Here is a 9,359-nt window from a genome sequence, read left to right on the forward strand (position 1 = left end):
TGCCGAGCACCGCCGCCCGTCCTGGAGAGTCGGCATGACCGCGCCGCCGCAGGCGCCCGGCGGGCCCCCCTGCCCCAAGCTGATGACCTACGGCCCGTGCGGCGGGGTGCGCGACGACGCGGGCTGCGAGCTGGACGGCCGTCCCTGCCCGTTCGCCGGCCCGGACGCCGCCGTCGTCCGGTGGCCGGAGCGGGCGCCGGCGACGAGCCCGGACAGCCGCCTCCTGGCGGCGGCGGAGCGCGGCCCGGTGGTGCTCACCGACCTGACCATCCCGGCCTACGACTCCGACGGCCTGGCCTCGGTCGTCCGGACGCTGGCCGGCTCCTGCGACGCCGTGCTCGTCGGGGAGCACCAGAACCGGCCCGACTTCCCGCCCACGCTGATGGCCGCGCTGGTCACCGAGGCCGGCGGCGTCGCCTGGGTCACGCTGGCCTGCCGCGACCGCAACCGCGTGGTGCTCGAGCAGGAGCTGGCCGGGCTCGCCGTCGCGCCCGTCGACGGGGTGCTGTGCGTGACCGGCGACATCCGCGCCCAGGGGGTGCGGCCCGGGGTCACCCAGGCCTTCGACCTCGACGGCACCCGGCTGGCGGCGATGGCCTCCGCGACCGGGCACGCGGTGGCGGTGCCGGAGGCGCCGGCGGCGGCACCACGCCACCTGCGGCCCGCTCGGCTGCTGGAGAAGGAGCGTGCCGGGGCGCACCTGGCCGTGCTCAACCATGTCGGCAGCGCGGCCGAGGTGGCGGCGTTCGTGACTCAGGCCCGCTCCCTCGGCCTGAGCATCCCGGTGATCGCCGGGGTCGCGGTCTACTCCGACGAGCGCTCCGCCCGGGTGCTCCAGCGCTTCCCCGGGCTCGACCTGGACGACGACGAGGTGGCGGGGGTGCTGGGGGCGGCCGACGTACGCTCGGCAGGCATCGAGCAGGCCGTCCGCGAGGCGCGGGCGATGCTGGCCGTCGAGGGCGTGGCGGGGGTGAACCTCTCCGGGCTCGGCTCCGGCGAGGGGGCGATCGCCGGCGCACAGGTCAAGGCCGAGGTGGGCAGACGGATCCGGGAGGGCCGATGAGCGAGGAGACGCCGGAGTCGATGGCCGACGAGTTCGACACCGTCGCCTGGTGGACGGCGGCCGCGGTGGCCGAGCTCGGCGACGACCACGCGCTGCCGGCCGCGTGCCGGGGCAGCGGCAGCCCGGCGGCGCTCGACCGGCTGGCCGCCTCGATGGGACTGACCGAGGGCACCAGGCTGCTCGACTCCGGTGCCGGGGTCGGCGGTCCGGCGGAGCACGCCGCCCGCGCCCACGGCGTCCGCCCGACCCTGGCGGAGCCGATGGAGGGGGCCTGCCGGGCGGCCCGCCGCCTCTTCGGGCGCCCGGTGGTGGTCTGCGACGGCCTGGCGCTGCCCTTCCCCGACGAGGCCTTCGACGCGGTCTGGTCGCTGGGCGTGCTGTGCACGATCGAGGACAAGCGCGGCTACCTGGCGCAGCTGCACCGGATGGTGGCTCCCGGCGGGCCCGTCGGACTGCTGGTCTACACCCGGACCGTCGAGGAGCTGCCCGACCAGCCGGAGGGCAACTCCTTCCCGAGCCGCGAGGAGCTGCTGGCCGACCTGCACGCCACCGGGCTGGAGGTGGTCGACGAGACGCCGCTCGCCGACCTGCCCGGCTCCCCCGACGACTGGGAGGCCGCGGCCGACCGGGTCGAGGAGGTCGTCGCCCGCGACCACCGCGACGACGAGCGCTGGCAGCGCGCCCAGGCGCAGCAGGAGACGATCTCCGGGCTGATCGGCGACGGGCTCGTGGCCGGCGTGCTGGTCAGCGCCCGGCGTCGGTCGCGCTAGGCCGCCCGCGGGGCGCTCGGCGGCACGCCGGGGTCGGGCACGGTCGCCGGCTCGAGGAGCAGGGCGACGGAGAAGCTGTCAGGATGCGGGCACCAGGTCTCGGGGCGAGTCGGGCTCGCGCCGCGGTTGCGTCGTTCGCCGGGACGCACCCGCCGGCGTGCGAGTCCGGGTGCGGGCCGACGACGGGGTGCGCGGAGCACCGGGGCGTGCGAACCTAGGCGGGCGCCGCCGGGCCGGGAGCAGCCCGGCACGCACCCTTGAGCGCCCGCCACCACCGCTGGGAGTCCCGTGCCGCACACCACCGACCGCCGCGAGACGCTGATCCGTCGCGCCGTCGTCCTGGTCGCGACGCTGCTGGTGGGGATCGTCCTGGTCGCCGCGCTGACCAACCTCCCGGCGGGCTGGCTCCCGACCTCCGAGACCGCCGCGACCGACCCGGATCGAGCCGGCGCCGCCACCGACGAGGCCCAGCGCAAGGCCGAACGCCGGGCGGAGCGGCAGGAGCGCCGGGCCGAGAAGCAGGCCGCGCGGCAGGCCCAGCGGGTCGCGGCGAGGAAGGCCAAGCGACAGGCGGCGAAGAAGGCGCGCAAGCAGGCCGAGCGCCGGGCCGAGAAGCAGGCGAAGGCCGCGGCCGCCGCCGCGGCCGACAACCCGCTGGCCGGTCACCGGATGGGCGTCTACCAGGGCCCGGGCGACCAGGCGTGGGCGCCGTACGAGCGCTCCACCGGGGTCACCCGCGAGCTGCTCGCCAAGATCGCGCTGCGCCCCAAGGCCAAGTGGTTCGGCGCCTGGATCCCGGACCGGGAGATCCGCGGCAACGTGGCGGCCTACATCGCCAACAGCACCGGCGGCGACCCGGACGTGCTGGTGCAGATGGCCGTCTTCCGGATGGTCCCCTGGGAGCACGCGGCGTGCGGGCGGCTGCCCACCCCGGCCGAGCAGGCCAGCTACAAGTTCTGGATCGACGAGTTCGCCGCGGGCGTGGGGTCGGCCCACGCGGCGATCGTGCTGCAGCCCGACGGGCCGTTCGCGCTCTGCGCCCCGGGCGGCTCCCGGCTGCCCTCGGAGCTGATCAAGTACGCCGCGACCAGGTTCGCCGCGCTGCCGAACACCAGCGTCTACATCGACGCCGGCGCCGCCGACTGGCCGAAGGACGACCCGGCGGAGGCCGCCGAGATCCTGGTCCGCGCGGGGGTCGACCGGGTCCGCGGGTTCGCGCTCAACTCCACCCACTACGTCGCCCTGCCCGACGACATCGCCTTCGGCACCCGGGTGGTCGCCGAGCTCGCCCGGCGCGGCATTCCCGGCAGGCACTTCGTCGTCAACACCTCCTCCAACGGCCGCGGCTTCGAGTTCAACCTCGGGCGGGGCTCGCACCCCGACAACGCCAACGTGTGCCGGACGCCGCAGGAGCGGGTCTGCGTGACCCTCGGCATCCCGCCGACGGTCGACGTGGCGAACCCGCGCTGGGGGCTGGGCCCCGAGCTGAGCGCCGCGGCCGCCGAGCACGTGGACGCCTACCTGTGGTTCGGCCGCCCGTGGCTGCACATGCAGAACGACCCGTTCGTCCTCGACCGGGCCCTGGCGATGGCCCGCACCACGCCCTGGTAGCCCCGCGGCTCACCCGTCCGAGGAGCGCGCCGCCGCGGCGGTGAACCGCGCGCCGGTGGCGGCCACCAGCGCCGTCAGCTCCGGCGGCGACTCGACGACGAAGTCCGCACCGACCTCGGCCAGCACCATCACCGGCCAGCCCAGGCTGTCGACGTTCATGGTGAGGACGCACCCCTCCCCGTCCGCCCCGTCCGCGGCCACCGCGCCCCAGTGGCCGACCGCCCTGGCGACGGTCCCGGCCGGCGCGCAGATCCGCACCCGGACGGCGTACCGCTGGGGCATCCGGGTGATCCCCTCCCGGACGAAGGAGAGCGCGTCGGCGGCGGGCAGCTCCCGGGCGCGGAACCGCTGGCCGGTGGGCACCGGCGCGGTGATCCGGTCCAGCCGGAAGCTGCGCCAGTCGGCCCGGTCCCGGTCGTAGGCCACGAGGTACCAGCGGCGTCCCAGGGTGACCAGCCGGTGCGGCTCCACGAGGCGGTGCGTGGTCTCGGCCTCCTTGGCCGTGTAGTCGAAGCGCAGCGGCTCGCCGTCCCGGCAGGCCTGGGCCAGGGTGGTGAGCACCCCGGCGTCGACCACCGGGCCGCCCGACCACGGGCTCGGCGTCTCGGTCTGCGAGGCGACCGCGTCGATCTGGCGGCGCAGCCGCGACGGCATCAGCGCGATCACCTTGCTCAGCGCCTGCACCGACCACTCCTGCATGCCGCCCACCGCGCCGGCGGCGGCGGTCTGCAGGCCGACGGCGATCGCGACCGCCTCCTCGTCCTCCAGCAGCAGCGGCGGCAACGAGCCCCCGGCGCGGAGCTGGTAGCCGCCGGAGACGCCGCGGACGGCGTCGACCTGGTAGCCGAGCTCCCGCAGCCGCTCGACGTCGCGCCGCAGCGTCCGTTCGCTGACCTCCAGGCGCGTCGCCAGGTCGCGGCCGGGCCAGTAGCGGTGGGTCTGCAGCAGCGACAGCAGCCTCAGCATCCGCTCGCTCGTGCTCATGCCTTCCAGATTAGACATCTTTCCGGTCATTAACTGGCCGCAATCGTTCCTAGCGTGGCAGGCATGACTCCACAGACCACCTCACCCCAGACGACGACGACGCCGCACCCCACCGCGCGGCACACCCAGACCGGACCGGTCATCGTGACCCGGGGGCTCACCCGGCACTTCACGACCGGCGCCCGCAAGAAGCGCACGGTCGAGGCGGTCCGTGGCCTCGACCTCGAGATCGGACAGGGCGAGCTGGTCGCCTTCCTGGGCCCCAACGGCGCCGGGAAGTCGACCACCCTGAGGATGCTCACCACCCTGGTCCCGCCCACCTCGGGCACCGCCAGCGTCGCCGGCCACGACGTGGTGACCGGCCAGCGGGAGGTACGCCGGGTCATCGGGTTCGTCGGCCAGGGCAACGGCGCCGGCCACCAGCAGCGCGGTCGCGACGAGCTGGTCAGCCAGGGACGCGCCTACGGGCTCACCCGCTCCGAGGCCCGCGCCCGCGCCGACGAGCTGGTGGCCGACCTCGACCTCGAGGCGGTGGCCGACCGGAAGGTCTCCACCCTGTCGGGCGTCCAGCGGCGCCGCCTCGACATCGCGATGGGGCTGGTGCACCTGCCCCGGGTGCTCTTCCTCGACGAGCCGTCCACCGGCCTGGACCCGCAGAACCGGGCCAACCTGCAACGGCTGGTGCAGCGCCTGCACGCCGAGACGGGCAGCACCCTGGTGCTGACCACCCACTACCTCGAGGAGGCCGACGCCATCGCCGAGCGGGTGCTGGTGGTCGACCACGGCCGGCTGATCGCCGACGACACCGCCAGCCGGCTCAAGGCCGGCCTCGGCGACCTGATCCGGCTCGGCTTCGCCGGCCCCGAGGAGTCCGCGGTGGCCGCCGCCCGGGCCGACCGGATCGAGGGCGCGCGGGTCGAGCACGCCGGCGTCGAGGTCAGCGTGCGGGTCGCCTCGGGCGCCGACCTGGCGCCCGGGCTGATCGGCGACCTGGCCGCCGCCGGGGCGCCCGCCGTCCGCATCGAGGTGCGGCGTCCGACGCTGGACGACGTCTTCCTCGACCTCACCGGGCGCAGCCTGCGCGAGCCGCACCCCTCCGCCGGACCGGACGCCACGCAGGACAGCCAGGACAGCCAGAACAGCGAGGTCGCAGCATGAGCACCCTCCAGAGCACCGGCATGACCCGGAGCACCGGCTTCTGGGCCGACGCCCTCAACGTGATGAACCGCGAGCTCAAGCCGGTGTGGCGCGAGCCGATGGCGGTCGTCTTCGCGATGATCCAGCCCCTGGTCTTCCTCGGCCTCTTCGCCCCGCTGCTGCCCGAGCTGGCCGGCGGCGGGTCGGCGCTGCAGTGGTTCGTGCCGGGCATCATCACCATGACCTGCCTGATGGGCGGCTCCTTCACCGGCGCCAACCTGATGGAGGAGATGCAGACCGGCTCCCACGAGCGGCAGCTCGTCTCCCCGCTCGGGCGGCCGGCGCTGTTGGTCGGCCGGGCGCTCAAGGAGGTGGTGCCGATGCTGATGCAGACCGCGATCATCCTGCTGGTGGTGACGCCGTTCAGCTTCGAGCTGCACCCGGTCGGGGTGGTCGTGGGCGTGGTCATCCTCGCCCTGTTCAGCGTCGGGGTCGGCGCCCTCTCCTTCGCGCTGGCGCTGGCCTCCAAGGGCCAGGACTGGATGTTCTGGACCGTGCAGCAGACGATCCTCTTCCCGGTGCTGCTGCTGGCCGGGGTGCTGCTGCCGATCGACGGCGCTCCCCGCTGGCTCCAGGTCGCCTCGGACCTCAACCCGATGACCTACGTCGTGGAGGCGGTGCGCGTCCTCTTCGCCGGTCAGTGGCCGGTCGACACCATCGCCGCCGGCTTCGCCGGGGCCGCGGTGGTCGCGGCGGTGGGCCTGCTGGTGGGCGTGCGGTCGATGCGCCACTCCAGCTGACTCCCGCCCCGGCAGGTGGGCGCGCGAGCCTTGCCCCACCTGCCAGGGTGGGTCCATGACTGCTCAGAGCCCGCCCCTGCCTGTCGTCGTCGTCACCGGGGCCAACGGCCTGGTGGGGAGCCACGTCTGTGCCGCGCTCAGCGAGCGCGGCGCGACCGTGCGTGCCGTCGTACGCCGCGCGGGCACGGCGCCGCGGCTGCCCGGGGTCGAGGAGCGGGTCGGCGACTTCACCGACCCGGCCTTCGCCGCCGGGGTGGTGGCGGGCGCGGACTCCGTGGTCACCACCGTGCACCCGCTCGACGGGGACGCCGACGCGCAGCGCACCGTCGGGTACGACGGCACGCTGGTGATGGCGAACGCCGCGGCCGACGCCGGAGTGGGCCGGCTGGTGCACCTGTCCACCGCGGCGGTCTACGACCGCCGCCCCGGGGTGGGCGACGTCGACGAGCACTCGCCGCTGGCGCACGACGATGCCGGTGACTACCCGGTGACCAAGCGCGACCTCGACCTGGCGATCGCCGGGCTCGACGGGCCCACCCGGATCCTGCTCCGCCCGCCGGCGATCCTCGGGCCGGGCGACTCCTCTGTCTGGAACACCTTGCGTCCGGGCGCCATCGCGGCCGACGAGGCGGAGCGGCACGCCGTCGCGGAGCGCTCGTTGGCCTGGGTGCACGTCGACGACCTGGCGGCGCTGGCCGCCGACGTGGCGACCGGCCTGGTCGCCGACGCCGACGACCCGGAGGCCGGGCCGCTGGCCGGCGCCTGCACCCCGGTCAACGTGGCCGCCGGGCCGGCGACCTTCGGCGACTACCTGGGCGCGGTGACCGAGGCGCTGGGCGTGGAGCCGGTCTGGGAGGAGGGTCCGGCGTGGACCGGGCAGATCCTCGCCGACCGGGCCCGGCGTTGGGGCTGGGAGCCGCGGGTCGACCTGGAGGCGGCGCTGACCGAGCTGAAGGCCGGGCTGGCCTAGCGGCTCAGGCTGCCGCGATCCGCTCCCGGGCGCAGCCGACCAGCTCGCTCAGCACCAGCCCGTACGTCGGCCCGTCGCCGCGGTCGTAGGCGTCGAGGCGCCCGGCGGCGCGCTCGACGAGACGGGCGGCGCCCACGGCGTTGCCGCGCGCGGCGTGGGTGAGCCCGACGCAGAGCTGGGCGAGGCCCTGCCACAGGGGCCGCTCCTCGACCGGGCAGCTCTTCCACCGGACCTCGAGCGCCTCGTGCGCGGCGAAGGGCCGGCCATCGGCGAGCAGACGGCGAGCCAGGTCGAGGGTCTGCTCGGGCGGCAGGGGCGTCTCGTCGATCGGCTCGACGCCCTGCTCGCCGTAGGGCAGCGGGCGCCCCAGGGCGTCGCGGGGTCGGGCCTGACGAGCGCGGCCCTCCTCGTCGCGGTCCCGGTCGCCCGCGACCGGCCTGCTCAGCGGTGCCTCTGCCACGTCGCCACCCTACGGCCGGGGACACGACGAGGCCGCCACCCCCGAGAGGTGACGGCCTCGCTCACGTCGTGCTCAGACGTCGTCGATCCGTGATCAGGGGACGACAGTGACGGTGATCCACTGCGAGTAGATGTACTCGTCGAAGGACGCCGTGGGGGTGTAGTACGCGCGGTACTGGTAGGTGCCCGGCCCGTTCTCGGCCACCTTGCCCAGGAAGTGCGAGTCCAGGAACGAGAACCCCCCGTTCTCGTCGACACCGTCCATGCAGCAGTAGTTGGGCGACTGCGCGCCGCCCTTGTTGTCGCCGTTGAGGTAGATGTCGACCCACCCGGAGCTGGGCGACTCGCCCTTGAACTTCACCTGACCGATCAGGTCGGGGTAGTCGTAGCTCGGGGTGGAGAGCGAGATGGTGAAGTTCGCCTCGTTCACGTTGAGGGAGGAGTCCCACACGATGGTCTTGATCGTGCCCTTGGACTTCTTGTACTTCGCCTTGACCTTGTAGGTGCCCGGCGTGAGCTCGGCGGGCAGCTGGAGGCTGGCCTTGCCCTTCTTGATCTTCTTCTTCACCTTGGTGCCGTTGACGGTGAAGGTCACCTTGCCCTTGCCGCGCACCTGAGCGGTGATCGTGTTGCCGGCCAGACCGTAGTGGGTGCCGGCCTTGGCCTTCTTCAGCTTGATCTTCTTCTTCTTGGGCTTGCGGGCGAGCACGTCGCTGCTGTCCGTCCCAGCGGCGGAGGCGCCGCTGTTCGCGGGGGCGGCGGAGGCGCTGCTGGCGCCGACTGCGGCGACGGGGAGGGCCAGGGCCAACGACGCGACGGCGGCGGTGGCGAGACGGGCGGTCCTGCGCATGAATGGACTCCTCGGGAAAGTCGTGGTGAGTAGGGACCCGATCTTGGGACCGGGTCACAGAAGGTCTACCCAACTGAGGGGGGGAAAAACCGAAACGACACACTTCTTCTCGTTCGGAGCCTCTGAGCCGCCAGATCATCCGGGGCCCCGCGCGATCTGCACGTTCGACGCGCTGCCGCGTGCCAGACTCGCCCCCTCCTCGGGAAGGGAGCTCCCATGCAGGTCACCCGTGTCGGCGCGGCGTTCACGGCCACCGACCCCTCAGGCGCCGCCGCCTGGTTCGACGAGCACCTCGGGTTCCGGGTGCTGGTGGACCTCGGCTGGTACGCCAGCACCCAGCACCCCGACCACCCGCAGCTCAGCGTCGACTTCGTACGCCACGACCACGACACCTGGGCCGAGCCCGCCCCCCGCACCGCCGGGGCGATGCTGGCCCTGGTGGTCCCGGACGTCGACGCCCAGCACGAGCGGCTGGTCGCGGGCGGGGCGGAGGTGGTCAAGCCGCTCGTCACCGAGCCGTGGGGGCAGCGGCGGATGCAGGTCACCGGGCCCGACGGGCTGGTCGTCGAGCTCGTGCAGCCGGTGGCGCCGGATCCGGAGTGGCTGGCGGCGCAGGGGTCGGCCGGCTGAGGTCGCGCCTAGGTGTACCCGGCCATCAGGTTGGTAGCAGTCGGCTGATCGGTGGTTTGCCTCCGAGTGCGCTGTGGCGTCGTTC

10 protein-coding genes are annotated in these 9,359 nt (G+C 74.4%); 7 read left to right on the top strand and 3 right to left on the bottom strand.

Translation table 11 applies throughout. The features are described from left to right. Positions 1–34: 34 nt before the first annotated feature. The 3 genes from AC4BG9_RS18640 to AC4BG9_RS18650 all read left to right on the top strand — a co-directional run bounded on the left by AC4BG9_RS18640 (position 35) and on the right by AC4BG9_RS18650 (position 3,444). The gene (locus tag AC4BG9_RS18640; protein ID WP_490572624.1) at positions 35–1,063 is read left to right on the top strand and encodes a methylenetetrahydrofolate reductase; all 1,029 of its coding nucleotides are present in this window, start codon (positions 35–37) and stop codon (positions 1,061–1,063) included. Next, positions 1,060–1,833 carry a class I SAM-dependent methyltransferase gene (locus tag AC4BG9_RS18645; RefSeq protein ID WP_490572625.1) on the top strand — a complete coding sequence of 258 codons (774 nt, stop codon included), beginning with the start codon at positions 1,060–1,062 and terminating at the stop codon, positions 1,831–1,833. The genes AC4BG9_RS18640 and AC4BG9_RS18645 overlap by 4 nt, the downstream gene beginning before the upstream one ends. A 288-nt stretch (positions 1,834–2,121) precedes the next feature. After that, a complete protein-coding gene (locus AC4BG9_RS18650) occupies positions 2,122–3,444 on the top strand; it encodes a glycoside hydrolase family 6 protein (protein ID WP_490572626.1) in 1,323 nt (440 codons plus the stop codon). Positions 3,445–3,453: 9 nt separating this feature from the next. Here AC4BG9_RS18650 and AC4BG9_RS18655 read toward each other — a convergent pair whose 3' ends face one another. Continuing rightward, positions 3,454–4,428 (bottom strand): helix-turn-helix transcriptional regulator, encoded by a 975-nt coding sequence (locus AC4BG9_RS18655; RefSeq protein ID WP_490572627.1) that lies wholly within the window; start codon positions 4,426–4,428, stop codon positions 3,454–3,456. A gap of 63 nt (positions 4,429–4,491) precedes the next feature. On the opposite strand from AC4BG9_RS18655, the gene AC4BG9_RS18660 reads away from it, so the two are divergent. From AC4BG9_RS18660 to AC4BG9_RS18670, 3 genes are read left to right on the top strand one after another with little or no spacing between them, the layout of a single operon-like run. Beyond that, positions 4,492–5,586, top strand: coding sequence for an ATP-binding cassette domain-containing protein (locus AC4BG9_RS18660; protein WP_490572628.1), 1,095 nt, complete (start codon positions 4,492–4,494; stop codon positions 5,584–5,586). Beyond that, on the top strand, positions 5,583–6,365 hold the full coding sequence (locus AC4BG9_RS18665; protein WP_490572629.1) for an ABC transporter permease: 783 nt from the start codon (positions 5,583–5,585) through the stop codon (positions 6,363–6,365). Before AC4BG9_RS18660 ends, AC4BG9_RS18665 begins: the two co-directional genes overlap by 4 nt. A gap of 55 nt (positions 6,366–6,420) precedes the next feature. Beyond that, positions 6,421–7,335: an NAD-dependent epimerase/dehydratase family protein gene (locus AC4BG9_RS18670; RefSeq protein ID WP_490572630.1), complete on the top strand. Its 915-nt coding sequence runs from the start codon at positions 6,421–6,423 to the stop codon at positions 7,333–7,335. Between the two features lie 4 nt (positions 7,336–7,339). On the opposite strand, the gene AC4BG9_RS18675 is transcribed toward AC4BG9_RS18670, so the two are convergent. Beyond that, a complete protein-coding gene (locus AC4BG9_RS18675) occupies positions 7,340–7,795 on the bottom strand; it encodes a DUF309 domain-containing protein (protein ID WP_490572631.1) in 456 nt (151 codons plus the stop codon). 93 nt (positions 7,796–7,888) lie between these two features. Beyond that, entirely contained in the window at positions 7,889–8,644 is a 756-nt protein-coding gene (locus AC4BG9_RS18680) for a hypothetical protein (RefSeq protein WP_490572632.1), read from the bottom strand. Positions 8,645–8,860: 216 nt separating this feature from the next. On the opposite strand from AC4BG9_RS18680, the gene AC4BG9_RS18685 reads away from it, so the two are divergent. Beyond that, positions 8,861–9,274 carry a VOC family protein gene (locus tag AC4BG9_RS18685; RefSeq protein ID WP_490572633.1) on the top strand — a complete coding sequence of 138 codons (414 nt, stop codon included), beginning with the start codon at positions 8,861–8,863 and terminating at the stop codon, positions 9,272–9,274. Positions 9,275–9,359: the final 85 nt, after the last annotated feature.

The sequence above is a fragment of the Nocardioides sp. Z40_12 genome, from assembly GCF_058215795.1.

Bases quoted from the DNA above. Each gene is read 5' to 3' on its own strand.
- AC4BG9_RS18640 (WP_490572624.1), top strand. From the start codon at position 35: ATGACCGCGCCGCCGCAGGCGCCCGGCGGGCCCCCCTGCCCCAAGCTG.
- AC4BG9_RS18645 (WP_490572625.1), top strand. From the start codon at position 1,060: ATGAGCGAGGAGACGCCGGAGTCGATGGCCGACGAGTTCGACACCGTC.
- AC4BG9_RS18655 (WP_490572627.1), bottom strand. From the start codon at position 4,428: ATGAGCACGAGCGAGCGGATGCTGAGGCTGCTGTCGCTGCTGCAGACC.
- AC4BG9_RS18660 (WP_490572628.1), top strand. From the start codon at position 4,492: ATGACTCCACAGACCACCTCACCCCAGACGACGACGACGCCGCACCCC.
- AC4BG9_RS18665 (WP_490572629.1), top strand. From the start codon at position 5,583: ATGAGCACCCTCCAGAGCACCGGCATGACCCGGAGCACCGGCTTCTGG.
- AC4BG9_RS18670 (WP_490572630.1), top strand. From the start codon at position 6,421: ATGACTGCTCAGAGCCCGCCCCTGCCTGTCGTCGTCGTCACCGGGGCC.
- AC4BG9_RS18680 (WP_490572632.1), bottom strand. From the start codon at position 8,644: ATGCGCAGGACCGCCCGTCTCGCCACCGCCGCCGTCGCGTCGTTGGCC.
- AC4BG9_RS18685 (WP_490572633.1), top strand. From the start codon at position 8,861: ATGCAGGTCACCCGTGTCGGCGCGGCGTTCACGGCCACCGACCCCTCA.